The following is a 26,831-nucleotide window of genomic DNA, read 5'->3' as shown; positions in this document are numbered from 1 at the left end:
CGAAGCCGGTCGTCAAGCGACTTTCCACCTGGGAAGGCAGGCGGCGCTGGTGCAAAATCCCGCGCGATGGATTACCCCGGCAATCTCTTCGTGGTGGCCGCCCCCAGCGGCGCCGGCAAATCGAGCCTCGTGAAGGCCTTGCTGGAACTCGATTCGCACCTGGTCGTCTCGGTCTCGCACACCACCCGCGCGCCGCGCGGCCAGGAGCAGGACGGGCGCGAGTACTTCTTCATCAGCGAACCCGCATTCCGCGCCAAGATCGCTGCCGGCGACTTCTTCGAATGGGCCGAGGTGCACGGCAACCTCTACGGCACCTCGCGCCAGGCGATCGAGGAGCGCATTGCCGGCGGCCACGACGTGGTGCTCGAGATCGACTGGCAGGGCGCGCTGCAGATCAAGAAGCTGTTCCCGAACGCGATCCTGATCTTCATCCTGCCGCCCAGCTGGGAAGAACTCGCGCAACGCCTGAACCGGCGCGGCGAAGACCACCCGGACGTGATCGACCAGCGGCTGACGAACGCCCGCGTCGAGGTGGCGCAAGCCCGGCATTTCGACTTTGTTATCATCAACGCCTTGTTCGAAACGGCGCTCTTCGACCTGAAGGCGATCGTTCATTCGCAGCGGCTCAAGTACGCTGCGCTGCAAAGAAGCAAACCTGCTGTCTTTGCCAACCTCAATCTCAACTGAGCAGGAGTTCTTCACCATGGCCCGCATCACCGTCGAAGACTGCCTGACCAAGATCCCGAACCGCTTCCAGCTCGTGCTGGCCGCCACCTACCGCGCCCGCATGCTGAGCCAGGGCCACGCCCCGAAGATCGACACCAAGAACAAGCCGGTCGTGACCGCGCTGCGCGAGATCGCCGCCGGCGAAATCGGCATCGAGATGCTGCGCAAGGTGCCGATCTGAATTTCTGCTCCGAACATCGCCCGGACGGCCCCTCGCGGGCCGTTCGCGTTTTCCCTTGCTGCGTCCCCACGACGGCGTCTGCGTCGAATCCGCGATAAATTCGGGCCATGAACGCCCGTTCTCCGGCCACTGCCTTGCGTGAAGCGCCGCCCGCCCCGTCGGGCCGCGGCAGCACGCCGGTGCCGGCAGCCACGAAAGACGCCGCAGCCGCGTCGTTCGCGGCGCTGACCCACAAGCTCGACTACCTCGACGCCGCCGACATCAAGCGCGTGCGCGAGGCCTACCGCTTCGCCGACGAGGCCCACCTGGGCCAGTTCCGCGCGAGCGGCGAGCCCTACATCACGCACCCGATCGCGGTCGCCGGCCTGTGCGCCGACTGGAAGCTCGACGCGCAGGCCATCATGGCGGCGCTGATGCACGACGCGATGGAAGACTGCGGCGTCACCAAGGTCGAGCTGATCGAGCGCTTCGGCTCGTCCACCGCCGACCTGGTCGACGGCCTGACCAAGCTCGACAAGCTGCAGTTTTCCACGCGCGAGGAATCGCAGGCCGAATCCTTCCGCAAGATGCTGCTCGCGATGGCGCGCGACGTGCGCGTGATCCTGATCAAGCTCGCCGACCGCCTGCACAACATGCGCACGATGGACGCGATGGCGCCGGCCAAGCGCATGCGCATCGCGCGCGAGACGCTCGACATCTACGCGCCGATCGCCCACCGGCTCGGCCTGAACCAGACCTACCGCGAGCTGCAGGAGCTGTCGTTCCAGCACACCCGGCCGTGGCGCCATGCGGCGCTGTCGAAGGCGGTGCTGCGCGCGCGCGGCTACCGGCGCGACATCGTCGAGCGCATCCAGCGCGAGGTCGAGAAGGCCTTCGCCGACGCGCAACCGCAGGCCCAGCAGAACGTGCAGGTGTTCGGCCGCGAGAAGACGCTCTATTCCATCTACAGCAAGATGCGCGAGAAGCACTTCAGCTTCGCGCAGGTCAACGACATCTTCGGCTTCCGCATCGTCGTCGGCACGCTGCCGGAGTGCTACCTGGCGCTCGGCGTGCTGCACCAGCTGTACAAGCCGCTGCCCGGGCGCTTCAAGGACTACATCGCGATTCCGAAGGCGAACGGCTACCAGTCGCTGCACACCACGCTGGTGAGCCCGTTGGGCACCGCGGTCGAGTTCCAGATCCGCACCGAGCCGATGCATGCGGTGGCCGAAAAAGGCATTGCCGCGCACTGGATGTACAAGGCCGGCGGTAACACCCAGCTGCACGACGCGCAGCGCCTGGGCACGCTGTGGCTGCAGTCGCTGATCGACATCCAGGACGAGACGCGCGACGCCAACGAATTCCTCGAGCACGTCAAGATCGACCTGTTCCCCGATGCGGTCTACGTGTTCACGCCGAAGTCGCGCATCATGGCGCTGCCGCGCGGCGCGACGCCGGTCGACTTCGCGTACGCGATCCACTCCGACGTCGGCGACCACTGCGTCGCGGCCAAGGTCAACGGCGACCCGGTCGCACTGCGCACCGAGCTGCGCAGCGGCGACGTGGTCGAGGTCGTCACCGCGCCCGGCGCGCGGCCGAACCCGGCCTGGCTGAACTTCGTGCGCACCGGCCGGGCGCGCTCGAAGATCCGCCACTACCTGAAGAACATGGAGCAGGAAGAGTCGCAGCAGCTGGGCGAGAAGCTGCTCGCGCAGGCGCTGCGCGCCGAAGGCCTGAACATGCCGGCCAACGACCCGGCCGATGCCGCGGCCGGCGCGCTGTGGCAGCAGCTCGCGCGCTGGAGCGGCACCCGCTCGCGCGCCGAGCTGCTGATCGACATCGGCCTGGGCCGCAAGATCGCGACCATCGTCGCGAAGCGGCTGGCACAGATGATGGGCGAGCGCGGCGAACGCCCCGATGCGCTGACGCTGACGATGGGCCGCTACGCCGCCGACGACAACGCGCCGTCGCAGGGCCTGGTGGTGATCGACGGCAGCGAGGGCGCGTCGGTGCAGATGGCGCCCTGCTGCCGGCCGATCCCCGGCGACGCGATCGTCGGCTACCTGGGCCGCGGCGAAGGGCTGCTGGTGCACACCGTCGACTGCTCGACCGCCAAGCGGCTGTTCGAGCGCGACAGCGAGCGCTGGATGACGGTCGAATGGGCCGAAGAACCGATGCGGGCGTTCGAGACCGGCGTCACGCTGCTGCTGAAGAACGGCAAGGGCGTGCTGGCGCAGGTGGCGGCGGCCGTCAGCGAGGCCGAGGCCGACATCACCCACATCGACATGGACGACGAACCGGCCGCGCAGACGATCGAGCTGCGGCTGCTGCTGAGCGTGCGCGACCGGCTGCACCTGGCCGACGTGATGCGCACGCTGCGCCGCGCGGCGCCTGTCTTGAAGGTTGTCCGCGTGAAGCCGTGATCCCGGATTGGCATCCGGGCATTCCTACGGCTTCGGATACGAGACGTCCACCACCTCGATCCGCTCCAGCCCGCCCGGCGTCATCAGCTGCACCTCGTCCCCCACGCGCGCCTTCAGCAGCGCCCGCGCGATCGGCGCGATCCAGCTGATCTCGCCCTTGCTGCTGTCCGACTCGTCGACGCCCTTGATCGTGACGGTGCGCTCCTCGCCACGCTCGTTCGCATAGGTCACGGTCGCGCCGAAGAACACCTGGTCGTTGCCGTGGTGCAGCGACGGATCGGCCACCTCGGCGATGTCGAGCCGCTTGGTCAGGAAGCGGATGCGCCGGTCGATCTCGCGCAGCCGCTTCTTGCCGTACAGGTAGTCGCCGTTCTCGGAGCGGTCGCCGTTCTTCGCGGCCCACGACACCACCTCGACCACCTTCGGCCGCTCGTCGTCCAGCAGCGTCAGCAGCTCGTGGCGCAGCGCCTGGTAGCCGGCCGGCGTCACGTAGTTGCGCGTGCCCTGCGGCAACGCCGGCAGGCCGATGTCGTCATCGTCGTCGCCGTCGGAATCGCTCTCTTTGGTGAAGGCCTTGCTCATGGGCGCGATTTGAACCCAACTGCGGCCCGCCGGCGCCGTTGCGCTGCGACCAGGGTGATTGACTTGCCTAACCGGTTAGGCAGAATGAGCCGGATTCACGCACCAGGAATCCAGCATGTACACGCTTTTCGCCACCCCCGGATCGGTCGGCTGCGCCGCCGTCGATGCCGCGCTGCGCCTGTGCGGCGTGCCGTTCGAGACCGTCGAAGCCGCCCCGTGGACCGAATCGCCCGGCCGCGACCGGCTGAAGGCGGTCAACCCGCTGGTGCAGATCCCGACGCTGCAGGGCGCCAGCGGCGAGCTGCTGACCGAAACGGCCGCGATCCTGATCCACCTCGGCCTGACGCACCCCGAGGCACGGTTGCTGCCTGCCGACGCCGCCCGCCGCGCCAGCCACCTGCGCGGCCTCGTCTATCTGGCGGCCAACGTCTACCCGGCCATCACGGTGATCGATTTCCCCGAGCGCTTCTGCGAGGCCTGCAGCGATGACGAGGCCCGGCGCATCCGCGCGCAGACGCGTCGCCACCTGCACGGGCTGTGGGAGGTGTTCGCCGACAGCTTTCTTGCGCCATCGACCGGCTTCCTCGCCGGCGACGCCCCGGGCGCGCTCGACCTGATGGCCGCCGCGCTGTCGAAGTGCTTCGGCACCCGCCCGCACCTTGCCGCATCCCGCCCCGCGTTCGCCGCGCTGCTGTCGCGCATCGACACGCACCCACGCTTCGCCGAGACCGAACGGCGCTACTGGCCCGCGGCGTCCTGATGGCCGGCATCTCGGCCGGCGTCGGCGGCGCGCTGGCGCTGGAGTTCGCGAACACCGCTGGCGATCACCTGGCCGACGTACCGTCCGAGCGCCTGGGCAGCTGGGCGCGCTTCGCCCAGTGGTGCGTCGAGCAAGACCTGGTCGATGCGCGCGGCGCGGCGGCCCTGAAGGCCTCGGCCGACGATTTCGCGCCAGTGGTCGCCGCGCGCGAGGCGGTGTTCCGCACCGGCCTCGCGATCGCGCAGGGCGGCAAGCCGCCGGCCGCGGCGCTCGCGCTGCTGAACGAGCTCGCCGCCGGCGACGGTCCGCGCGTCAGCCACACGCAGGCCGGCCTGCGCTGGCGCGGCAGCGCCGACGACAGCGCGCTCTCGCTGCGCACGCTGCTGGCGCGCGAGGGCCTGTCGCTGTTCTGCTCGCCGCGGGCCGCGCGCATGCGGCTGTGCGCCGGTCCGCTGTGCGGCTGGCTGTTCCTCGACGACAGCCGCGGCGCGCCGCGCCGCTGGTGCTCGATGGGCGACTGCGGCAACCGCGCCAAGGTGCAGCGCCACCACGCCCGCCGCTCGGCCGGCGCGGGGGACGCCTGAGGTGCAACAGCGGTTCCCCTCGCGCGGCGCAGCGTGTACCCTTGCCGCTGCTTCCCCCTCCCACCTCCCACGTCGTCGTCCCATGCGCCTGATCCGGTCCCTGCCCTTTCTGATCCTGCTGTCCACGGCCCGTGCGGTGCTGGCGGCCCCGGCGCCCGCGCCGGCGGCGGCCGAGGCGAAACCCGCCGAACGCTGCGAGGCCGCGGTGGCCGACACCATTCGCGAGATGCGCGGCAAGGAAGCGCGCGACATCGAGTTCATCGCCGCGCAGCGCTCGCTGCTGCCGGCCACCGGCGACGAGACCACCGTGAAGGGCGCCGGCCGCTACAAGACCGCCGCGACCGGCGTGCACGGCTTCACCTACCGCTGCGCGTACAACGCCGAATCGAACGAGACATCGGGCGTCGTGTTCCGCGAGACCGGCAGTTCCCGCCCACTGGCCGAAAAAGCGTGGGAGCCCGACCTCAGCAAGGTCTCGCCCGATGCCTGCGAAACCGCGATCGCCGCGACGCTGAAAGACAAGTACCCGCGCGTCGGCCGCATCGCGTTCGATGCCGAGACGCGCCGGTTGCAGCCCGCGCCGAACGAAGACACCTGGCTTGACGGCCAGGGCGCGGTCGAACGCGCGCCCGGCATGAACTCGATCCCGTTCACCTACCGCTGCGCGTTCCAGGCGCGCACCGGCCGGCTGGTCGGCGCGCAAGCCACGCCCTGAAGCGGCGGGTGCCGGCCCGCGCTGCGCAGGCCGCAGCGCAACGGTGTCCCGTCACGCGACGTCGCGCGTGGGGTGGTCACAAACGGATGCGCTCGCATGGCACGCCGTGCCGTAAGCTCGAAGCGCTTCGGTTTCGGCAACGGATGTCGGAGGATGCGTGGTCGATCGACCCTCGAACGATGCGGTGTTGGGCGGCGAGGTGACGCAGTTGCTGCGGCGCTGGACCGACGGGGATGCGCACGCGCTGCACCGGGTGCTGCCGCTGGTGTACGACGAGCTGCGCCGCCTCGCCGGCCGCCACCTGCGCCATGAGCGCGCGCAGCACACGCTGCAGAACACCGGCCTGGTGCACGAGGCCTACCTCCGTCTGACAGACGACCGCCCGGTGCAGTGGGCGTCGCGCTCGCAGTTCTTCGCGCTCGCCTCCAAAGTGATGCGTCACATCCTGGTCGATCACGCCCGCGCGCGCGGGGCCGACAAGCGCGGCGGCGGCCAGGCCCACGTGCCGCTCGACGAGCTGTCGGAAGCCGCCATCGCACAACTCTCGCCGCGCGACACGCCGGTGCTCGACATGCTGGCGCTCGACCAGGCGCTGACCCGGCTGCAGCAGCTCGATGCACAGCAGAGCCGCGTCGTCGAGCTGCGCTTCTTCGGCGGGTTGAGCGTCGACGAGACCGCGGCGACGCTCGAGATCTCGCCGGCCACCGTGAAGCGCGAATGGTCCAGCGCCCGCGCCTGGCTGCTGCGCGAGCTGGCCAGCCGCTGAGCGCGCCGGGCGCGCGGCGCGGATACGCTTCGTCACACATTGCATGAGCCGCCGCCGCCCGAGCTTGCGCCCTACGGGGAACGAGAACTTCGGGAGAGTTGCGATGAACGCCACGATCCATGCCGACATCGACAGCGGCTTCGGCCACCTGCCGGGCGTCGAACACGGCCCGCCGGTGCTGCGGCCGCCGCCGCTGCTGCTGCACACCGAACCGCCGCGCATCGAGTCGCATCCGCTCGGCAGCCCGCGCCGGCCGTCGCTGCTGACCGCGCTGCTGGCCGCCGAGAGCCCGTGCGAACGCCACCGCACGGTGCGCGGCCTGATGCAGACGCTCGGCTTCGACTGGCTCGCCTGCGGCAGCCTGGTGCGCGACGAAGCCGGCTGGCGCCCGGCCGCGTTCTGCACCACGCTGATCGACATCGACTGGCTGCAGCGCTATTTCGGGCAGAAGCACCACGAGGTCGATCCGCGCTGGCGCGAGGCGCTGCAATCGTCGCTGCCCTGCATCTGGTCGCTGGACCAATGGGACGACGCCGGTGCGGCGGCGGACGCGGCAGGCACCCACTTCGGCCGCTTCGTCGCCGACCTGCGCGCCACCGGCATGCACAGCGGTGCCCTGCTCGCGCTGCCGGGCCGCCGCACCGACGAACGCTGGCTGCTGAGCCTGCTGTCGCGCACGCCGGGGACGGCCTGGATCGGCGACGCGGTGCTCGGCCAGTTGCTGAACCTGAGCCTGTGCCTGCACGAGTTCTACCTGCAGCACACCCGCTGGCCGCAGTCCGGTCCCGTCACGCCCCCGGAAGAAGTGCTGAACCCGGTGCAGCGCGACATCCTGCTGCAGCTCGCGCACGGTGCGAGCGACAAGCAGATCGCGCGCGAGCTGCAGCTGTCCTCGCATGCCGTCGACTACCACATGCGCCAGCTGCGGCGCCGCTTCGCGGCACGCAACCGCGTGCAGCTGACCCAGGCCGCGCAGCGCCTGGCGCGCCGCTGAAGGGAGCCCGATGAGCTTGACGAGGGATGCGCAGCGCTGGCAGCGGCTCAAGACCCTGGTGGCCGACGCGCTGGCGCTGCCCCTCGCCCAGCGGCCCGGGTTCGTGCAGCGCAGCTGCGCCGGCGAGCCGGACCTGCAAGTCGAGCTCGAATCGCTGCTCGCCGCCGCCGAGCCCGACGACACGCCGCTCGACCAGCAGCCGGCCGCGCAGCTGCTGCAGGCGATCGACGAGCATGCGTCGCGCCACTGGATCGGCCGCCGCCTCGGGCCATATCGGCTGGTCTCGCTGATCGCGCGCGGCGGCATGGGCGAGGTCTACCGCGGCGAACGCGACGACGGCCAGTTCGAGCAGCGCGTCGCGGTCAAGCTGATGCGCGCCGACGGCGACCAGCAGATGCTGCTCGCGCGCTTCAATGCCGAGCGCCGCATCCTGGCGTCGCTCGACCACCCGAACCTCGCGAAGCTGCTCGACGCCGGCCTGACGCCCGACGGCGAGCCGTATTTCGTGATGGAGCTGGTCGACGGCATCGCGCTCGATTTCCACTGCGAGCAACAGGCGCTGCCGGTGGCGCAGCGGCTGCAGCTCTTTCGCAGCGTCTGCCTGGTGGTCGACTATGCGCACAGGCAGGGCGTGATCCACCGCGACCTGAAGCCGGCCAACATCCTGGTCACGCCGCAGGGCGTCGTCAAGCTGGTCGACTTCGGCATCGCGAAGCGCGTCGGCCCGCTCGACGGGGCCGACGGCAGCGAGCCCACGCTGACGCTGCAGCGCGTGCTGACGCCCGACTACGCCAGCCCCGAGCAGGTGCGCGGCGAGCCGCTGACGCCGGCCAGCGACATCTATGCGCTCGGCGTCGTGCTGTACCGGCTGCTGGCGCGCGCCAGCCCGTACGGCGCGGCCACCGACAGCTACGCGCTGACGCGCGCGATCTGCGAGACCGAGCCGCCGCGCCCGAGCCGCGCGGTGCCGCACGGCGGCCGGCTGCGCCGCCAGCTGCGCGGCGACCTCGACGCGATGGTGCTGATGGCGCTGCGCAAGGAACCGGCGCACCGCTATGCGTCGGCCGAGGCGCTGGCCGACGACGTGTTCCGCCACCTCGAAGGCCTGCCGGTGCATGCGCGCCGCGGCGCCTGGAGCTACCGCGCCGGCCGCTTCGTGCTGCGGCATCGCGCGATGGTCGGCACCGCGCTGGTCGCCAACCTCGCGCTGTCGGCCGGCATCGGCATCGCCGCCTACGAAGCCTGGCAGGCCAACGTGCAGCGCGAGCGCGCCGAGCGCCACTTCGCGAGCGTGCGCAAGCTGACCAACACGCTGATCCTGGACGTCAACAACGCGATCCGCGACCTGCCCGGCTCGACGCAGGCGCGCCAGCTGGTGGTGCAGACCGCGCTGAACTACCTGCAGCAGCTCAGCGCCGAACTGCAGGGCGATGCCGCGCTGCAGCTGGAGCTGGCCGGCGGCTACCGGCAGATCGCCGACCTGCAAGGCCGCAATGCCGAGGCCAGCCTGGGCGACCCGGTGGCCGCGCTCGCGAGCTACGAGCGCGGCCTCGCGCTGGCCGAACCGCTCGGGCTGCCGGCGAGGCGGCGCGACCCGAACTTCCGCGCCGCGCAACGCGAGCTGGCGCTGCTGTACACCAGCCGCGGTGCGCTGCTGTCGTCGATGGGCCGCACCGACGCCGGCATCGAGTCGCTGCGCCAAGGCATCGCGACCACCGACGAGCTGCTCGCCGGCGAGCCCGACAACCTGCGGCTCGCCCGGCTGCGCGCGACGCTGTACACCGAGCTCGGCAGCGCGCAGCAGCAGGGAGGCCAGCACGAGGCCTTCCTCGCATCGACCGCGACGGCCACGCAGCAGCTCGAGGCGCTGCTGGTGCGCGAGCCCGGCGATGCGATCGCCGCCAACACGCTGGCCACCACCTACGGGCTGCGCGGCATGACGCTGCTCGGCCACGACCTGAAGCCCGAAAGCGCGCGGCTCGCGCTGGAGTCGTACGGCAAGGGCGCGGCGCTGCTGCAGCGCCTGGCCGATGCCAACCCGAACGACACCAAGCTGATGCGCACGCTCGCGATCCAGTACCACGGCATGGGCCGCTCGCTGCTGCGGCTGAAACAGCCGGCGAAAGCGCTGGAGCTGCACCGCCGCGCGATCGCGATGCTGGAGCGGCTGGCGCAGCAGGAGCCGAACAGCCCGCAGTTCAACGCCGACCGCGCCGGCGCGGCGGTGCGGCTCAGCGAGGCGCAGCTCGCCGCCGGCGACGCGGCGGCCAGCCGCAGCACCGCGGCCGCCGCGGTGGCCACCTTCGAGGCGCTGCCCGACGGCATCCGGCGCGACATCGTCACGCACTACCTGCACGGCCTCGCGTACTACCAGCTCGGCCAGGCGCTGCACGCGCAGGGCGACGCGGCCGGCGCCTGTGCGCGCTACCGGCAGAGCCTGCCGATGTTCGACGACGTCGCGCGCCTGCTCGACCCGACCGACATCGGCCCCGACGCGGCGCGCGCCGCGCTGCAGCGCTGCACCTGATGGAACGCGCGCCGACCGCCGTCACCGGCCAGCGTTTCGGCCCGTACCGGCTGGTCGCGCCGCTCGGGCGCGGCGGCATGGGCGAGGTCTGGCGCGCCGCGCGGGCCGACGGCCAGTACGAGCAGCAGGTGGCGATCAAGCTGGCGACGACCGCCGGCGACGCCGCGTCGCCCGACGCGCTGGAACGCTTCCGGCGCGAGCAGCGCATCGTCGCCGGCCTCGACCATCCGCAGCTCGCGAAGCTGCTCGACGCCGGCGTCGCGGACACCGGCCAGCCCTACTTCGCGATGGCGCTGGTCGACGGCGAGCCGATCACGCGCCACTGCGAGCACGCGGGCCTGGCCCTGCCGGCCCGGCTGCGGCTGGTGCGCGAGGCCTGCGCGGTCGTGCATTACCTGCACCAGCAAGGCATCGTGCATGCCGACCTGAAGCCGGAGAACCTGCTGGTCGGCGCCGCCGGCGAGCTGCACCTGGTCGACTTCGGCATCGCGCGCCACATCGGCGAGCCGGCCGCGGCCGCGATGACGCTGTCGTGCGCCAGCCCGGAGCAGGTGCGCGGGCTGCCACTGACGCCGGCCAGCGACGTCTACGCGCTCGGGCTGCTGCTGTACCGGCTGCTGGCCGGCCGCAGCCCGTACCGCGAGCAGGCGGCGCATGCGCTGGCGCACGAGGTCTGCGAGCGCGAGCCGCCGCCCACCGGCGCGCGCGTCGACCGCGACCTGGAGGCGGTGCTGCGCCGGGCGCTGCACAAGGAACCCGCGCAGCGCTATGCATCGGCGCAGGCGCTGTCGGACGAGCTGTTCCGCTGCCTCGAAGGCCTGCCGGTGCAGGCGCGCAGCGGCGGGCTGCGCGGCCGCGTGCGCCGCTTCGTGCTGCGCCACCGCAGCGCGGTCGGGGCGGCGCTGCTGGCCAACCTGGCGCTCGCGGCCGGGCTCGCGCTGATGGTGCACGAGACGCAGCGCGCACAGCACCAGCGGGCCCGCGCCGAGCAGCATTTCGCGAACGTGCGCGCGCTCGGCCGCGTGCTGATCTTCGACGTGCACGACGCGATCCAGAACCTGCCCGGCGCGACGCCGGCCCGCAAGCTGGTGGTCGAGCATGCGCTGAGCTACCTGAACGAGCTGAGCAACGACCCGTCGACCGATCCGTCGGAAGACGCCGGCCTGCGCACCGAGATCGCCGCCGGCTACCGCAAGGTCGGCGACATCCAGGGCCAGCCGTTCGGCGCCAACCTGGGCGATCCGGAAGGCGCGCGCCGCAGCTACCTGCGGGCGCGCGAGCTGCTGACGGCGGTGCTGGCCGCGGCCGTGCCGGGCAGCGCCCGCGACACCGCGCAGCGCGAGCTGGTGGTGGTGCACAAGCGGCTGGGCGCGTTGTCGGATTCGCTCGGCGAGCTGGCGGCGGCCGACGCGGCGCTGCGCGCCGGCATCGCGCTCGCGCAGGCGCTGGTCGACGCGCAGCCGGCGAATGGGGATTTCGCATTGCTGCTGGCGGCGATGCACGGCCAGCTGAGCCAGCTGAAGTTCTACGCCGGCGATTTCCCGGCCTACCTGCAGGCCGCCGACATCGAGTTCCGCGCGCTCAGCGAGATCGTCCGGCGCCAGCCGGACGACCGCGACGCGGTGATGAGCCTGTCGGTCTGGCACGACCTGCGCGGCCAGTACCTGGCGCAGCGCGACGACACGCTGGACAGCGGCCTGCAGGCGCTGCAGTCGTTCGAGGCCTCGATGCGGCTGAAGCAGCAGTTGCTCGACCGCGAGCCGCACAACAGCAGCTACCTGCGCTATGCCGCGAGCGAGCACCTGAACCTGGGCGTCACGCTGCTGCGCGTCAAGCGGCCGGCGCAGGCGATCGCCGCGTACCGGCGCGGCGCGGCACTGCTGGCCGAGCTGTCGCGCCAGGACCCCGACAACATGGACGCCCGCCAGGCGCTCGCGCTGGCCAGCAACAACCTGAGCGGCGCGCTGTACGACAGCGGCGACCTGCCGGGCAGTGCGCACGCGGCGCGCGAGTCGATCGCGGTGTTCGAGTCGCTGTCGGAAGGCGCGCGGGCCGATGTCGCGGCGCAGCGCATCCAGGGTCGCAGCCACTTCCAGCTCGGCCGTGCGCTCGCGCGCAGCGCGCCGCGCGAGAGCTGCGTGCACCACCGCCGCTCGCTGGCGATCCTGGTCGACCTGCAGGCGCGTGTCGGCCTCGCGCCGGGCCAGCTCGACCCGGCCGAGGTGCGCGCCGCGCTGGCGCGCTGCCCGTAGCCCGGCGTGCGGGCGTCCGCACGCGCCGGGCGAGGCAATGCGAAGTACTGCACGCCCGGCCCCTGCCTCTGCGATCGCTCCCACCCCCTGCCCTTCGCGATTCACGAGGCAAATCAACGGCTTGCCGCGCATCGCCGTGCGCCGCCCCGATCACGGTCCGCCATGGCATGCCTCTCGCGATAAGCCAGGTGGCCTGACCCACGGAGCACGACGCGATGGCAGAAACGAAGAAGGACCGCAGCCTGCAGGAAGTGAAGATCTTCGCGCGGGAGAACACGATCTGGGGCATCCCCAGCAAGCAGTTCATCGGCGCGGCGGTGCTGACGGTCGCGATGCTCACGCAGATCCCGTTCGTCTTCGCGTTCGCGATGGGCGGCCTGCTGTTCGGCGTGCTGTTCGCGATCTACAACGACGACCCGCGCGCGCTGCTGGCCTGGCAGCGCTCGGTGGGCCGCCCGGTCCGCTGGTCGGCCTGTCCGCGCACCCCGCGCCGCGTCGTCATCGTCCCCTTCCACAAGTGAAAACCACAGGAGTGCCTTCCATGCGTGTCAATTCTTTCGTGCGGCCCATCGTCCGTCGCAGTGCTGCCCCGCTGTCCGGCCTCGTCCTGGCCCTGCTCAGCGCCTCCGCCCATGCGCAGGCCACCGCCGCCAATTTCGACAGCCTGCGCACCTTCCTGCAGGCCTTCGCGAACTTCATGACCGGGCCGTTCGGCAAGGCGGTGGTGGTGGTCTCGATCGTCGCGGCCTTCTGCACCTGGGTGTTCGCGCCCAAGGACGGCATCTTCGGCCCGGTGCTGCGGGTGGTGGTCGCCGGCATCGCGATCATGAACGCCGCGCTGTGGATCGCCCAGTTCGGCGGTGCCGGCAACATCACGCTGTAAGCGCGACGGACGCGAGCGGCCATGGGTGCCAGGGACAAGATCGGCTCGGTGCTGGACCTGCACACCGCCTACGGTGTGTACAACGGCTTCGTGCTCACCAAGACCGGCTCGCTGATCGGGGCCATCGAGCTGTCGGGGCGCGACCCCGACGGCATGGCCGCCATCGACCACCAGGGCATGACGCACATCGCCCGCGTGATCTACGGGGCGCTTCCGAAGGCGGTCGCGGTCACGCAGTACTTCGCGCACTTCGAGGGCGCCCGGGTCTCGCTGCTGCGCCGCGAGCACCCGATCAGCGACCTGATGTCGAAGCAGCGCGAGGCCTTCCTGAACGGCCGCGACCTGTGCAACTCGCGGCTGGTGCACTACTTCGAGGTGCAGGCCGGCGAGAACTCGAACAAGCTCGACGTCGCCGGCCTCGTCAAGCACCTGGCGATGTCGCCGGTCAGCGGCGCGAGCCGGCGCATGGTCAAGCAGACGCTCGGCAAGGACGGCGCGCTGCTGTACCTCGCCGAGCAGCTGGAGCGCCAGTCGTGGATGCTGAAGGACGCGCTCGCGGTGCTGGTGGCCAAGTGGTCCGGCATCATGGGCGTCGAGCAGCTCGGCATCGACGAGTTGTGGGCGCACATGCGCTTCCTGGCCACGCTGCAGCCGCGCCGCCTCGACACCGCGCGCCACGAGACGCCGCCCGAGAGCAACTGGGACCACTTCCTGTCCAGCGGCGACGTGCGCCACCTGCGCGTGCACAACATGGACGTGCTGAAGATCGACGACGCCGAGCACCAGTACGTGAAGATCGGCGCCGTCAGCCGCCTCGGCAGCCCGGTGCGCGAGGGGCTGTGGGGCCACGGCGACGATTCGCCGGCGCGGCTGCGCGGCAACTACCTGCTGATGCACCGCTTCACGCCGTTCAGCGAGTTCAAGCGCTCGATGCTGTTCCGCAACAAGCAGACCGAGCTGGAGCGCAGCGCGATCAGCCCGTGGGACGTGCTGCAGGGCCGCGAGCGCTCGCTGTACGAGAAGCAGGCGACGATGAAGCCGGTGATCGCCGACAAGATCGCCGAGCTCGGCGAGGCCGAGGCGCTGGACGAGACCTGGGGCCAGGGCCACAGCTTCGTCGCCGCGTTCAATCCCGACCCGGTGCAGTTGCGCGAGACCGTGCTGTCGCTGGACCGCGCCTGCTCCAACGTCGGCCTGTCGCTGGTGTGGGAGGGCGTCGACCTGCCCTACGCCTACCAGACGATGCAGCCCGGCGGCCAGCACAAGAGCATGCGCGACATGGTGCTCAACGGCACGCAGAGCGCCGCCGCGGCGCTGCTGTACCAGAGCGCGCTCGGCCAGCCCTGCGTCGAGGACCTCGGCGGCGAGGAGGCGCAGTACGTGCTCGAGAGCCGCGACGGCCGGCCGTTCTTCTTCAGCAACTTCATCGGCGGGCGGGCGATGCTGGTCGGGATCGGCCCGATCCGCAGCGGCAAGACCTTCCTGAAGAACACGCTGGCGACGCACTTCCTGAAGTACGGCGGCGTGATCCGCGCGATCGACATCGACCCCGGCACCGAGACGCTGGCGCAGGCCTTCGGCGCGGACGGCGGCATCTTCCGCGTCACCGCCGACGGCCGCCACGGGCTGAACCCGTTCGTCAACTACCAGGGCGCGAACGACCTCGGCTTCGTCGTGCACATGACCGAGCTGCTGGTCGAGATGATGCGGGCCAACGACGACCCGCTGCTGCAGCAGCTCGCGCACAACGAGCAGGAGTACCTGGACGGCGCGATCCGCAAGACGCTGCTGCTGCCGACCTCGATGCGCACGCTCGATTCGCTGGTGGCCCACATGCCGATGCAGCTGGCGCAGAAGTTCACCCGTTGGACGCGCGGCACCGACCCGCAGATGGCCGGCCGCTACGCGCCGCTGTTCGGCGCCACCGTCGACTCGGCCGGCGGGCTGGACAAGCGCGTCGGCGTCTACAACCTGCAGGCGGTGCGCGACGACGAGAACGCGATGCGCCCGCTGCTGCTGGAGCTGTTCTACCGCATCACCCGCACCTTCGAGGACCCGGCGAAGCGCGGCGTGCCGAAGGAGCTGCACGTCGACGAATGCCACCACGCGCTGCGGCTGAAGTCGTTCGCCGAATACCTGGTGGCCAAGGTGCGCACCTGGGGCAAGTGGGGCGCCGGCGTGCAGCTGTGGACGCAGTCGCCCGAGGAACTGCTGCGCAGCGACAGCTGGGCCGCGGTGCGCAGCGCGGCCAGCACCTTCGTCTTCATGTCCGACCCGAAGATGGACGACGCGCTGTACCGCGAGACCTTCCCGTTCCTGCAGGCGGGCGAGTGCGAGGCGATCCGCTCGCTGGTCCCGAAGCGCCAGGCCTTCCTGGTGCAGCAGGAGCTGGGCGTCGCGAAGATCGTCAACCTGGTGGTGGAGCCGGAGCAGTACGTGATGAACACCTCGCACCCGCGCGAGGCGGCGATCCGCACCGCGCTGATCGAGGAGCACGGCTACCAGCGCGGCATGCAGCTGACGCTGGCCCGCTTCAAGGAAGAGGGGATCCTGTGATGGACAGCCCACCCCCGCAACGCCTTCGGCGCTCCCCCTCAAGGAGGCGTCGCCAGCGGCCCGGCGAAGCCGGTTCCGCGGCGACCGCCTGGTTGCTCGCTGCGGCCATGATGGGTGCCTGCGTCGGCGCGCGCGCGGCCGCCGACCCGGAGATCGACGCGCTGGTGCGCGAGATCGAGGGCCTGCCGCCGCAGGCCTTCGAGCAGGACCCGCAGGGCTGGCAGGAAGTGCTGGAGCTGCTGGAGAACTACGCCGCCTCGCAGGCCGGCAGCCCGAAGGCGGCACCACGCCGCGCCGCCGCCGCGAACGGCGCTGCCGGCATGACGGCCGCCCAGCAACGCGATGCGTTCGGCCAGTTGCTGGCCGGCGTGCGCGAGCTGCCGGTCAGCGACCTGGCGAGCCTGATGGTGTCGGCCGGGCTCGCGCAGGTGGACCCGCCGCGCGGTCCGAACGAGGCGATCGACCCGCGCGCCGCGGTGCAGCTCGGCCGCTGGGCCGAAGCGGCGCGCGGCGTGCCGGCAGGCGCCGCATCGTTCGCGGTGCTGCCGCTGTTCCAGCCGGATGCGCTGCGGCTGCTGGCGCGCCGCGTCGAGCTTGCGAACGCCGGCCAGCCGCGCGCGGCCGCGTTGAACGACACGATGCAGGCCAGCATCGCGACGCTGAGCCGCCGCGCTGATGAAGAAAGCCGCACGCTGCTCGAGCTGCGGCGCGCCGGCCAGGCCAGTGCGCAGCGGCTGGGCGCGCTCGACGGGCTGATGCAGGCCGCCACCGCCGCGCCGCTGGCCGATCCCGCGGCCGAATCGGCCCAGCTGGCCGGCCTGCGCGGCACGCTCGCCGGCGTGCAGGCGCAGCAGACGCAGGCGCTGATGCAGCTCGGCGGACCCGATTTCAGCGGCGGTGCCGCGCCGCTGGCGATGCCGCGCAGCGCGCTCGCGTCGCGCGCCGCGGCGTCGGCGCTGGCCGACGACCTGAAGCGCCGCATCGCCGCCGGCCAGGTGGTCGGCGACGAACCGCAGCGCCAGGCGGCGCAGCTCGGGCGCGACACGCTGGCGCTCGCGCTGCTCGATGCGCTGGCGCGCGAAGAGGCGGTCAAGGATGCGGCGCTGCGCTACGGCTGGCAGCTGCAGGCCCAGCTGCTGCAGACCGGCGCCGAGATGCGCCGCCTGGCCGACGCGGTGGAACGGGCGCCCGGCCATGCGGCGCTCTGAGCGCGCGGCGCTCGGCCTCATCGGCGCGCTGCTGCTCGCCGGCTGGGCGCTGCCGGCGCACGCCGCATCGCTGCCGGCGCTGCACGAGGTGTTCCTGGTGTTCGACACCGTCACCGAGCAGATCACGCAGAAGATCGGCGACGCGCTCGGCACGCACGAGATCGAGATGGTCGTCAACGTGCTGTTCTCGGCGCTCGCGCTCGGGCTGTTCGTCTGGAAGTTCAGCGGCTACGCGCTGCGCGGCTTCGACCTGCTCGACATGATGGCGCTGATGATGACGCTGTTCTTCGTGTACCTGATCCTGAGCGCGTACAAGGCGATCTTCCCGGCCATCTTCGGCGCCGGCCGCTACGTGTCCGACGTGCTGGGGGCCGGCATCTCCGGCCGCGACCCGAAGGTGAGCCTGGCCGAGAACATCTTCGGCATGGTGGTGCAGGTCGACTTCCATTCGTCGTGCGACCTGTTCGACTGCCTGGGGCCCGGCATCATGTCGTGGATCGCGGCGATCTTCGCGTACATCATCGTGATCGCGCTCGGCGTCATCGCGACGCTGGTCGAGCTGTGGACGATGTGGGGTTTCCAGATCGCCTATGCGATCGGCTGGCTCACCGTGCCCTTCCTGCTGTTCGAGCGGCTGTCGTTCCTGTTCGACGGCTGGCTCAAGTTCTTCTTCGGCATGGTGGTCTACGTGATGGTCGCCAAGGTCAACCTGGCGCTGGTGCTGCTCGGGCTGGAGATCATGTTCGGCATCGCGCACGGCGGCGGCATCCCGGATTCGCAGACGGTCGACGTCGACGGCTTCTTCTCGATCGTCGGCATGCTGGTGTTCCTCGCGGTGGGCATCGCGACGCTGTACAGCACCGGCCGCTTCGCGTCGGCCATCGTGCAGAACGCGGCCGGCGGCGGGGTCGGTGACGTCGTGCAGCGGGCGGCGAGCGCCGCCGCCACCGCGGCCGGAACGGTGATGGCGGTGGCGCTGTGAAGGCGGCCCCCATCGCCCGGCGGCTGGCCGCGCTCGCTTTGCTGCTGGCGACGCCGCTTGCGCATGCGGCGCTCAGCGACGCGTTCAAGCGCATCGGCCAGTTCGAGGATGCGATCGTCGACCGCGTCAGCGCCGTCGTCTCGGGTGGCGCGATGCACTACGTCGCGACGCGGCTGTTCTTCGTGCTGGCGCTGGCGCTGTTCGTGCTGAAGTGCACCTCGTGGGCGCTGCGCGGCTTCAAGCTCGGCGAGATGGTCGAGACCGCGGTGCAGATCATGTTCACCGGGCTGATGCTGAGCATGTTCACGACGGTGGTGCCGGCGATCTTCAACGCGGCGCTGTTCGTCGGCGCGGCGCTGCTGGCCGGCATCATGGGGCTGGGCGGCGGCACCGCGGCGGCGATCAGCACGCCGGCCTCGCTGGTCGACATGCTGGTCACCTACGGCACGCAGATCTCGCCGAACTGCCACCTCGGATGGAACCCGCTGAACATCCTCGACTGCGTGCGCGGCGGCGCGGTGCAGATCGTCGCGGCGCTCGCGATCTCGCTGCTGCTGGCCGGGCTGTGCGTCGCGGTGCTGCTGGTCGACGTGTGGGGCTTCTGGCTGTACGGCATCGCGCTCGCGACCGGGCCGGTGCTGCTGCCGTTCACGCTGTACAAGCGGCTGTCGTTCCTGTTCGAAGGCTGGCTGCGCTTCTTCTTCGGCGCGGTCATCTACCTGATCCTCGCACGCGTCAACCTCGCGCTGGTGGTGGTCGCGCTGATGACCTACTGGGGCTCGACCGCGGCCGCGCTGAGCGGCGGCGGCTTCACGCCGCCGACGCTGGCGCCGATCGACGACGTGACGCAGGTGCTCGGGCTGATGCTGTTCGCCGGCGTCGGCATCTTCACGCTGCTGGCCACCGGCCGCTTCGCGAACGCGGTGGTGGCCGGGGCCGCGGCCGGCGGCATCAACTTCGGGCAGATGGCGCGCACCGTGACGCGCTGGGTGACGAAGTGAACCGGCGGACGTGGCTGGGAGCGGGCGCGCTGCTGCTGTGCGCCGCGCTGCCGGCCCATGCGGCGCCGCCGGCCGACATGCCGTGGCTGCACGACATCTTCGTCACGCTTCGCGAGGCCAACGACGCGATGACGGCGCATGTGTCGGCGGCGCTGACGTCCGACCGCATCGGCATGGTGGTGCACGTGCTGTTCGCGTCGCTGTCGCTGTTCCTGTTCGTCTGGAAGTTCATCGGCTTCGCGCTGCGCGGCTTCGACATCGTCGACCTGCTGGAGCTGAGCTTCACGGTCGGCTTCGTCTACCTGCTGCTGACCGGCTACGGCGGGCTGATGCCGGCGATCGCCGCGGCGACGCGTTTCGTCGGCGACCACCTGGGCGGCAGCATCGCCGGCATCGGCACCGACCGCACGCTCGCCGAGGAGATCTTCACGACCGTGCTGCAGCTGAGCCTGCACCCGGTGTGCGACGGCTTGATGGACTGCATCACGAACCGCGCCTACGCGATCTTCACGACGATGGTCGCAAGCCTGGCGATCCTGTTCCTCGGCGCGGTCGCGACGGTGGTGGAGCTGTGGATGCAGTGGTGCTTCGAGATCGCGTTCGGCATCGGCTGGTTCACGATCCCGTTCCTGCTGTTCCGCAAGCTGTCGTTCCTGTTCGACGGCTGGCTGAAGCTGTTCTTCAACGTGATGATGTACGACCTGATCGCGAAGGTGACGCTGTCGATGGTGCTGCTCGGCTTTCGCGCGATGAGCGCCAGTGCGACCGGCTCGATGGGCGCGACGATCGACGTGCACGGCCCGTACGACCTGGTCGCGCTGTTCCTGTTCCTGGTGCTCGGGATGCTGGCGATGGCCTGCACCGGGCGCTTCGCGACCTCGGTGGTGGCGGGAATGTCGGGCACCGGGGGATGGCTGCAGGATGTGGCGCGCGGCAGCGCGCGGGCAGCGGCCCGCTGAGCAACGCCGCGACGAGGTCGACGACACGCAGGTCTCAACGTCGATCGGCGATATTCTGGAAACATCGTCGATTGGCGATGTATTGACGATATTGCTGATGAGCGTTACTGTGCAACTATCGTCGATCGGCAATATCCCATGGACTTCCACATCGCCACCCTCGCCCAGTTGCCGGCTCAGCTGCGCGCCCTTCGCAAGGCGCGTCACCTGACGCAAGCCGAACTCGGTCGCCTGCTCGGGGTCAAGCAGTCGCGCATCGCCGACATCGAAAACGACCCGGGCTCCATCAGCGTCACCCAGTTTCACAAGCTGCTGTCGGCGTTGGGGACGCAACTGGTGCTGCGCGACTCGGGAGAAGGCTGGCAACCGGTGCGTCGCGATGCCGCGACGGCCCGGAAACCAGGTGGGAGCTGGTGATGGGGCAGTTGGCCGTCTGGATGAATGGCGAGTTCGTGGGCGTCTGGTCCAACGACCATGCGCACAGCTTCGAGTACGCCGCGAGCTGGCTCGAGTCCGAACGCGCCCGGCCGCTGTCGTTGTCGCTGCCGCTGACGTCCACGCGGCAATTGCGCGGCGCGATGGTGGAGAGCTATTTCGACAACCTGCTGCCCGACAACGACGCCATCCGCAAGCGCATCCGGGCGCGCTTCGGCACCCGCTCCACCGATGCCTTCGCGCTGTTGAGCGCCATCGGTCGGGACTGCGTCGGGGCCGCGCAGCTGCTGCCGGTGGGCCAGCAGCCGCACGACATCCGGCGTGTCGAGCACGAAGCGCTGAGCGAAGACGACATCGCGCGCCTGCTGCGCGACGTGCCGGTGATGCCGGCCTTCGGTGCCGCGGCCGACACCGACGACTTCCGGATCTCCATCGCCGGCGCGCAGGAGAAGACCGCCTTGCTGCGGTTCAACGGCCAGTGGTGCAAACCGCTGCACGCCACGCCCACCACGCACATCCTGAAGCTGCCGCTGGGCAAGGTGTCCCGATACAACGCCGACTTCGGCACCTCGGTCGAGAACGAGTGGTTGTGCGCACGGATTCTTCGAGAACTCGGCTTGGAGGTGGCGGACACCGGCATGGCCACCTTCGGCGACCAGCGCGTGCTGGTCGTGGAGCGCTTCGACCGCACATGGGTCGACACCGATGACGGCTCCGGGGCCTACCTCATCCGGCTGCCGCAGGAGGACATGTGCCAGGCCACCGGCACCGCGCCGGCCCGCAAGTACGAGAACGAAGGCGGGCCCGGCATCGACGCCTGCCTCGCGGTGCTGGGCAACAGCGAGACGCCGTGGCAGGCGCGCCGGGCCTTCGTGCTGGCGCAACTCGCCTTCTGGCTGCTGGCCGCGCCGGATGGCCACGCGAAGAACTTCTCGATCTTCATCCACCGCGGCGGCGCCTACTCGATGACGCCGCTGTACGACGTGCTGTCGGCCTGGCCCCTCATCGGCAAGGGCGCCAACCGCATGCCGTATCAGGACGCCGGGCTGGCGATGGCGCTGCGCTCGAAGAATGCGCACTCCAAGTTCGGCGAGATCGAAACGCGGCACTGGCACCAGCTGGCGCACGTGACGGCCGCGGATCTGTGGGTCGACATGATCGCCATGGTCGAGAGCGTCGGGCCGGCACTCGACCGGGTGCAGGCGGCGCTTCCTGGGGAATTCCCGGGCCGTGTCTGGGAGCCCATCGCCGCGGGGATGCGGCGCCACGCCCGGAAGTTTCTCCAGACAGCAGCGCCCTAGCGTGCGGTTGACCGCCCGCAGCCGAACGCCCATTGCGCCAAGCCGCACGCCGGGTTGAACCGGCACCCGGCAAATCAAGCACTTGGGGTCGAACGCCGCTGGCATGCGCCTCGCGATGCCTTCCGGCATCGACGACCGTTCACAGGAGACCCCATGGCGCTTTCGCTTGCCCACCGGTTCGCGCGCATCGTTGCGCTGCTGTCATTCGCCGCGCTGCCGCAGTTCGCATCCGCGTTCGCGTGCGGCGCGCCGCCGTCGGCCTACATCGATGGCCAGCGCGGCGGCTTCACCGACTTCACCGATTCGACCGGCTTCCCGATCTTCAACAAGGAGCACTGCTACGGCAACCCGATCTTCAGCACTAACGGGCACGACACCTACACCAGCAACCCGTTCAACAACCGCACGATGACCAACAGCGGCTTCGGGTACCAGTGCACCGAATTCCCGCAGCGCTACTACATCTTCCGCTTCCACAAGCGGCTGGTGGTGCCATCGGCGGCCGACCTGTGCACCTTCAACCTGCCGCAGGGCGTGTCGCGCTTCAAGCCCGGCCAGGGCACCCCGGTGCCGGGCGACATCTTCGTGTTCGGCCGCGGCATGTGCGGCGCGAGCGGGGAGCACGGGCACGTGTCGATCGTCACCAAGGTCTACAACCCGACGTCGATCCAGATCGCGCAGCAGAACATGCGCAGCGAGCGCTCGACGATCGCCAACGTGAAGACCAGCTGCGGCTGCGGCTTCCTGCATGCCGAGGACAACCTGGCCGCGAACATGCCGTGGACCGACACGCCGAGCGATGCGTGGGACCCGGACAACTTCCCGTGGGACGACCGGCCGATGGACACCAACGGCGGCAGCCTGATCGGCGACCCGGCCGACATGTGCACCTGCCGCTCGGACGACCCGACGCAGATCTGGCCGCTGTGCTGCAAATTTCCGAAGGAGAAGTGAGCCTTCCACCGGTCGAGCGCCTGCCCATCTCCGTTCGCCCTGAGCTTGTCGAAGGGCCTGCGCGCGGGGCACCAGGCTTCGACAAGCTCAGCCCGAACGGGCGGGGTGGCCGGGGCGGGCCAGCTCACTCGAACACGGCCGTCGCCTGCGGCACGCCCTCGCGCACCCAGGCCCGGTACATGCCCTGCGAATTGAACGGCATCGCGAGGCTGCCGTCGGCGCCGAGCGCGACCACGCCGCCGCGGCCGCCCAGCGGCTCCAGCGACTGCAGCATCGCGCCCTGTGCCGCCGCACCGACCGCCTGGCCGAGGTAGCGCATGCGCGCATGGATGTCGTGCGCCAGGCAGGCGCGGATGAAATGCTCGCCGCTGCCGGTGCACGACACCGCGCAGCTCGCATCGTTCGCATAGACCCCGGCGCCGACGATCGGCGAATCGCCGATGCGGCCCGGCGCCTTGTTGGTCATGCCGCCGGTCGACGTGGCCGCCGCCAGGTGCCCCTGCCGGTCGAGCGCGACCGCGCCGACCGTGCCGAACCGCGGCGCGTCGGGCGACAGCGGCACCGCGTCGTCGGCCAGCGCCGCCGCGTCATGGTCGAGCGCCGTCGCACCGGCCGCCTGCATGCGCAGGCGTCGCCATTGGGCGAGCCGCTGCGGCGTCGAGAAATAGCCGGGATCGACCATCGCCAGGCCGCGCGCTTCGGCAAAGCGATCGGCTCCATCGGCCCCCAACAGCACGCTGCCGCCGTCGCGCAGCAGCTCGCGCGCCGCCTGCACCGGATTGCGGGTGCGCCGCACGCCGGCCACTGCACCCGCCGCCAGCGTGTGGCCGTCCATCACGCCGGCGTCCAGCGTGTGGCGGGCATCCGCATCGAACACCGCACCATGGCCGGCATTGAACAACGGGTTGTCTTCGAGCGCGCACACCGCGGCCACCACCGCATCGAGCGCGCTGCCGCCGCGCGCCAGCACCGCCTGCCCGGCCGACAGCGCGGCGCGCAGCCCGGCGTGGTACGGCAGCTCGGCCTGCCGCATGTCGCGCGCAGGAGCGCGGGCGATGGTGCCGGCGCCGCCATGCAGCGCGAGAACGTAGGTCCGCTCCATGCTCAGTGCGCCATCAACTGGCCGAGGAAGGCACGCGTGCGCTCGTTCTGCGGCTGGTCGAAGAAGCGCGCGGTCGGCTGCAGCTCGACGATGCGCCCGGCTTCCATGAAGGCCACGCGGTCGGCCACCCGCCGCGCAAAGCCCATCTCGTGCGTGACGACGATCATCGTCATGCCGTCGCGCGCCAGCACCTGCATCGTCTCCAGCACCTCGCCGACCATCTCGGGGTCGAGCGCCGAGGTCGGCTCGTCGAACAGCATCAACCGCGGCTTCAGCGCCAGCGCCCGCGCGATCGCGACGCGCTGCTGCTGCCCGCCCGACAGCTGGCCGGGGAACTTGTCCGCCTGCTCGGCGATGCGCACCCGCGCGAGCAGGGCCTGCGCCTGCGCCCGCGAGGTCGACGCCGCCTCGCGCTGCACCAGTTGCGGCGCGAGCATCACGTTGTCGATCACGCTCAGGTGCGGGAACAGGTTGAACTGCTGGAACACCATGCCGATGCCCAGCCGCGCACGCGCCGCCTCGCGCGAATCGTCGAGCAGCGTCCCGTCGAACACGATGCGGCCGCGCTCGGGCCGCTCGATCGCGTTGATGCAGCGGATCAGCGTCGACTTGCCCGAGCCGGACGGCCCGCAGACCACGAGCTTCTCGCCCTCGGCCATCTGCAGGTCGCAACCGGCCAGCGCATGGAACGCGCCGAACCATTTGTGGAGGCCCGAGATCTCGAGCAGCGGAGTGGATGCAGTCATCAGGTTCACCTCACGGCATGGCGGCGGCCGAGCCAACGGCCGTACTGCGCGATCGAGATGCCGATCAGCAGGTAGACCGCACCGACCATCGTGTACATCTCGACGAAGAAGGGTTGCCACTGCGGATCGCCCATCGCGAGCCGCAGCGTGCCGGTCAGGTCATAGACATTGACGATCGCGACCAGCGAGGTGTCCTTCACCGCGCCGATGAAGTGGCTCATGGTCGGCGCGATCGTCACGCGCAGCGCCTGCGGCAGCACGATGTGACGCAGCCGCTGCCAGCGCGACAGCCCGAGCGCGTGCGCCGCCTCCAGCTGGCCGCGCGGCACCGCCTGCAGCCCGCCGCGGAAGATCTCGGCCAGGTAGGCGGCGCCGAACAGCGTCAGGCAGGCGGCGATGCGCAGCATCGGGTCGAGTCGCCAGGCCGGCGGCAGCAGCAGCGGCAGCACGAAGGCACCGAAGAACAGCAGCGTGATCAGCGGCACGCCGCGCACCGCCTCGATGTAGGCACCGCACAGCCAGCGCAGCAGCGGCAAGCCGGAGCGCCGGCCGAGTGCCAGCGCGATGCCCAGCGGCACGCCGAGCAGGCAGCCGGTGACGGCCAGCAGCAGCGTCAGCGGCAGCCCGCCCCACAGGTCGCTGCCGACCGGCGTGAGTCCGGCCACGCCGCCGGCCATCAGCACGCCGAACAGCAGCAGCGCGCCGGCCAGCAGCGCGACGCCGACGCGCCCGAACAGCCGCGGGTGCGCGGCACCGCACACGCCGATCAGCAAGGCTGCGCTGCCGAGCACCGGCCGCCATTGCTCGCCCTGCGGAAAGCGGCCCAGCAGCACCAACCGCGCCTTCTCGGAGACCACGCCCCAGCAGGCGCCGGCCGCCGCGCGGCAGGCTTCGGGATCGGGCTGCACGACGGCATCGAGCACGCCCCAGCGCAGCAGGCTCCAGCCGGCCCAGCCGAGCACCAGCAGCAGCGCGGTCGACACCAGCGAGGACAGCAGGTCGGCGAACAGCATGGCGCGCAGCCGCTGCACCGCGGGGGGTTGCGCCGGCGGGCGATCGAGATCGAGCGTCGCGTCCATCTAGCGCTCCTTCAGTTGCACCGCGGCGTTGACCGCGCCCATCGCCAGCGCGATCAGCAGGTTCAGCAGCAGGTAGACGCTGGCGATGATCGCGATGCATTCGATCGCCTGGCCGTTCTGGTTCAGCGAGGTCGTCGCGACCGAGACCAGGTCGGGGTAGCCGATCGCGACCGCGAGCGACGAGTTCTTGATGGTGTTCATCACCAGGCTCGCGAACGGCGGCACGATCACCCGCAGCGCCTGCGGCACGATCACGCGGCGCAGCGTTTGCGCCCGCGTCAGGCCGAGCGCATGCGCCGCCTCCCACTGGCCGCGCGGCACCGCCTGCAGGCCGGCGCGCACGATCTCGGCCCCGTAGGCGCCGGCGTAGACCGTCAACGCGCCGACCAGCGCCAGCCATTCGGGGCTGAGCGTCGCGCCGCCGGTCACGCCGAACGTGCCGAGCACCGGCCGGTCCCAGCTGCCGGGCTGCAGCAGCCACAGCGCCGCGACCAGCACCGGCGCCAGCGGCCAGGCCGCGGCACGCCGGCCGAGCAGCCGCCAGGTCATCCACGGCAACAGCAGGCTCAGCGCGAGCAGCCCGGCGGCCAGCAGCGCATCGAGCTGCGGCACCGCCACCGCCAGCCCGCCCTTGCTCAGGAAGACCAGGCCGCTCCACTGCATCGGTGCATCGGGCGCCGGCAGCAGCATCGTCAATGCGAAGTACCAGAGCAGCACCTGCACCAGCAGCGGCACGTTGCGCACCAGGTCGACGTAGGCGATGGCGCTCCAGCGCAGCAGCGCATGGCGGCTGAGCTGCGCGATGCCGACCGCGAAGCCGAGCAGGCTGACCAGCAGCACCGCCGGCAGCGCGGCGCGCAGCGTGTTGGCGATGCCGGCCGCGAAGGCGCGGGCGTAGGTGTCGCCGGCGTCGTAGGGGATGACGCCTTCGGAGATCGCGAAACCGGCGCTGTCGTCGAGGAAGCCGAAGCCCGATGCGACATGCCGCGCGGCGAGGTTCTGCGCCGCGTTGTGCGCGAGCCAGCCGGCGAGCAGGAGCACCGCGAGCAGCGCGATGAACTGGGGCACGACCGTGCGCCAGCGCAGCGGCGGGCGCGGCGGCGCATCCGCGACGACTTCGGGGACAGCCACGAGCG

At 70.9% G+C, this 26,831-nt stretch carries 25 protein-coding genes; 20 read left to right on the top strand and 5 right to left on the bottom strand.

The annotated features are described in order from the left end of the window. The first annotated feature begins 66 nt into the window (after window positions 1–66). The 3 genes from gmk (at window position 67) to ASC98_RS06060 (ending at window position 3,309) form a co-directional block, all read left to right on the top strand. On the top strand, window positions 67–687 hold the full coding sequence (gene gmk, locus ASC98_RS06070) for a guanylate kinase (RefSeq protein WP_056807571.1): 621 nt from the start codon (window positions 67–69) through the stop codon (window positions 685–687). A 16-nt stretch (window positions 688–703) separates the two neighbouring features. Further along, on the top strand, window positions 704–907 hold the full coding sequence (gene rpoZ, locus ASC98_RS06065) for a DNA-directed RNA polymerase subunit omega (protein WP_056807569.1): 204 nt from the start codon (window positions 704–706) through the stop codon (window positions 905–907). A 107-nt stretch (window positions 908–1,014) separates the two neighbouring features. After that, window positions 1,015–3,309, top strand: a complete 2,295-nt coding sequence (locus ASC98_RS06060; RefSeq protein ID WP_056807566.1) for a bifunctional (p)ppGpp synthetase/guanosine-3',5'-bis(diphosphate) 3'-pyrophosphohydrolase — start codon at window positions 1,015–1,017, stop codon at window positions 3,307–3,309. Window positions 3,310–3,333: 24 nt separating this feature from the next. On the opposite strand, the gene greB is transcribed toward ASC98_RS06060, so the two are convergent. Continuing rightward, window positions 3,334–3,891, bottom strand: coding sequence for a transcription elongation factor GreB (gene greB / locus ASC98_RS06055; protein ID WP_056807563.1), 558 nt, complete (start codon window positions 3,889–3,891; stop codon window positions 3,334–3,336). 115 nt (window positions 3,892–4,006) lie between these two features. Between greB and ASC98_RS06050 the strand changes: the two genes are divergently transcribed. From ASC98_RS06050 to ASC98_RS05970, 17 genes are all read left to right on the top strand, one after another. Next, window positions 4,007–4,651 (top strand): glutathione S-transferase family protein, encoded by a 645-nt coding sequence (locus ASC98_RS06050; protein WP_056807561.1) that lies wholly within the window; start codon window positions 4,007–4,009, stop codon window positions 4,649–4,651. Next, window positions 4,651–5,235 carry a CGNR zinc finger domain-containing protein gene (locus ASC98_RS06045; protein WP_056807558.1) on the top strand — a complete coding sequence of 195 codons (585 nt, stop codon included), beginning with the start codon at window positions 4,651–4,653 and terminating at the stop codon, window positions 5,233–5,235. The genes ASC98_RS06050 and ASC98_RS06045 overlap by 1 nt, the downstream gene beginning before the upstream one ends. An 82-nt stretch (window positions 5,236–5,317) precedes the next feature. After that, on the top strand, window positions 5,318–5,950 hold the full coding sequence (locus ASC98_RS06040) for a hypothetical protein (protein WP_056807556.1): 633 nt from the start codon (window positions 5,318–5,320) through the stop codon (window positions 5,948–5,950). Window positions 5,951–6,107: 157 nt separating this feature from the next. Beyond that, window positions 6,108–6,716, top strand: a complete 609-nt coding sequence (locus ASC98_RS06035; protein ID WP_235581185.1) for a sigma-70 family RNA polymerase sigma factor — start codon at window positions 6,108–6,110, stop codon at window positions 6,714–6,716. Between the two features lie 103 nt (window positions 6,717–6,819). Continuing rightward, entirely contained in the window at window positions 6,820–7,710 is an 891-nt protein-coding gene (locus tag ASC98_RS06030) for a LuxR family transcriptional regulator (protein WP_056807553.1), read from the top strand. A gap of 10 nt (window positions 7,711–7,720) precedes the next feature. Beyond that, window positions 7,721–10,237, top strand: coding sequence for a serine/threonine-protein kinase (locus ASC98_RS06025; RefSeq protein WP_056807551.1), 2,517 nt, complete (start codon window positions 7,721–7,723; stop codon window positions 10,235–10,237). Continuing rightward, on the top strand, window positions 10,237–12,489 hold the full coding sequence (locus ASC98_RS06020; RefSeq protein ID WP_056807547.1) for a serine/threonine-protein kinase: 2,253 nt from the start codon (window positions 10,237–10,239) through the stop codon (window positions 12,487–12,489). The genes ASC98_RS06025 and ASC98_RS06020 overlap by 1 nt, the downstream gene beginning before the upstream one ends. 215 nt (window positions 12,490–12,704) lie before the next feature. Further along, a complete protein-coding gene (locus tag ASC98_RS31025; RefSeq protein WP_056807544.1) occupies window positions 12,705–13,010 on the top strand; it encodes a hypothetical protein in 306 nt (101 codons plus the stop codon). A 20-nt stretch (window positions 13,011–13,030) separates the two neighbouring features. After that, complete coding sequence (locus tag ASC98_RS31020; protein WP_056807542.1) at window positions 13,031–13,372, top strand: TrbC/VirB2 family protein; 342 nt, start codon at window positions 13,031–13,033, stop codon at window positions 13,370–13,372. Window positions 13,373–13,393: 21 nt separating this feature from the next. Beyond that, complete coding sequence (locus tag ASC98_RS06005; protein WP_056807538.1) at window positions 13,394–15,928, top strand: VirB4 family type IV secretion system protein; 2,535 nt, start codon at window positions 13,394–13,396, stop codon at window positions 15,926–15,928. Window positions 15,929–16,035: 107 nt separating this feature from the next. Then, window positions 16,036–17,136, top strand: coding sequence for a hypothetical protein (locus ASC98_RS31015; protein WP_056819741.1), 1,101 nt, complete (start codon window positions 16,036–16,038; stop codon window positions 17,134–17,136). Next, window positions 17,123–18,118, top strand: a complete 996-nt coding sequence (locus ASC98_RS05995) for a type IV secretion system protein (protein ID WP_056807533.1) — start codon at window positions 17,123–17,125, stop codon at window positions 18,116–18,118. The genes ASC98_RS31015 and ASC98_RS05995 overlap by 14 nt, the downstream gene beginning before the upstream one ends. After that, complete coding sequence (locus tag ASC98_RS05990) at window positions 18,115–19,119, top strand: type IV secretion system protein (RefSeq protein WP_056807526.1); 1,005 nt, start codon at window positions 18,115–18,117, stop codon at window positions 19,117–19,119. Before ASC98_RS05995 ends, ASC98_RS05990 begins: the two co-directional genes overlap by 4 nt. Beyond that, window positions 19,116–20,078: a type IV secretion system protein gene (locus tag ASC98_RS05985; RefSeq protein ID WP_056807522.1), complete on the top strand. Its 963-nt coding sequence runs from the start codon at window positions 19,116–19,118 to the stop codon at window positions 20,076–20,078. The genes ASC98_RS05990 and ASC98_RS05985 overlap by 4 nt, the downstream gene beginning before the upstream one ends. A 138-nt stretch (window positions 20,079–20,216) precedes the next feature. Then, entirely contained in the window at window positions 20,217–20,495 is a 279-nt protein-coding gene (locus ASC98_RS05980; protein WP_082541713.1) for a helix-turn-helix domain-containing protein, read from the top strand. Beyond that, complete coding sequence (locus ASC98_RS05975) at window positions 20,495–21,814, top strand: type II toxin-antitoxin system HipA family toxin (protein ID WP_056807520.1); 1,320 nt, start codon at window positions 20,495–20,497, stop codon at window positions 21,812–21,814. The genes ASC98_RS05980 and ASC98_RS05975 overlap by 1 nt, the downstream gene beginning before the upstream one ends. Before the next feature lie 153 nt (window positions 21,815–21,967). Then, window positions 21,968–22,768, top strand: coding sequence for a CHAP domain-containing protein (locus ASC98_RS05970; protein WP_056807517.1), 801 nt, complete (start codon window positions 21,968–21,970; stop codon window positions 22,766–22,768). 124 nt (window positions 22,769–22,892) lie between these two features. Here the strand turns inward: ASC98_RS05970 and ASC98_RS05965 are convergent, their stop codons facing one another. Genes ASC98_RS05965 through ASC98_RS05950 form a run of 4 tightly spaced genes read right to left on the bottom strand, consistent with a single transcriptional unit; the run spans window position 22,893 to window position 26,826 of the window. Then, window positions 22,893–23,870 carry an isoaspartyl peptidase/L-asparaginase family protein gene (locus ASC98_RS05965; protein ID WP_056807514.1) on the bottom strand — a complete coding sequence of 326 codons (978 nt, stop codon included), beginning with the start codon at window positions 23,868–23,870 and terminating at the stop codon, window positions 22,893–22,895. Between the two features lie 2 nt (window positions 23,871–23,872). Then, window positions 23,873–24,616, bottom strand: coding sequence for an amino acid ABC transporter ATP-binding protein (locus ASC98_RS05960; protein WP_056807642.1), 744 nt, complete (start codon window positions 24,614–24,616; stop codon window positions 23,873–23,875). Window positions 24,617–24,621: 5 nt separating this feature from the next. Next, window positions 24,622–25,695 carry an amino acid ABC transporter permease gene (locus ASC98_RS05955; RefSeq protein WP_056807511.1) on the bottom strand — a complete coding sequence of 358 codons (1,074 nt, stop codon included), beginning with the start codon at window positions 25,693–25,695 and terminating at the stop codon, window positions 24,622–24,624. Beyond that, a complete protein-coding gene (locus tag ASC98_RS05950; RefSeq protein ID WP_056807508.1) occupies window positions 25,696–26,826 on the bottom strand; it encodes an amino acid ABC transporter permease in 1,131 nt (376 codons plus the stop codon). It abuts the gene before it with no gap. Window positions 26,827–26,831 lie beyond the last annotated feature (5 nt).

This window comes from Rhizobacter sp. Root1238, assembly GCF_001425825.1.
GTDB lineage: Bacteria > Pseudomonadota > Gammaproteobacteria > Burkholderiales > Burkholderiaceae_C > Rhizobacter.
The sequence above is the reverse complement of the archived record's forward strand: the minus strand, read 5'-3'. Positions and strand labels throughout refer to the sequence as shown.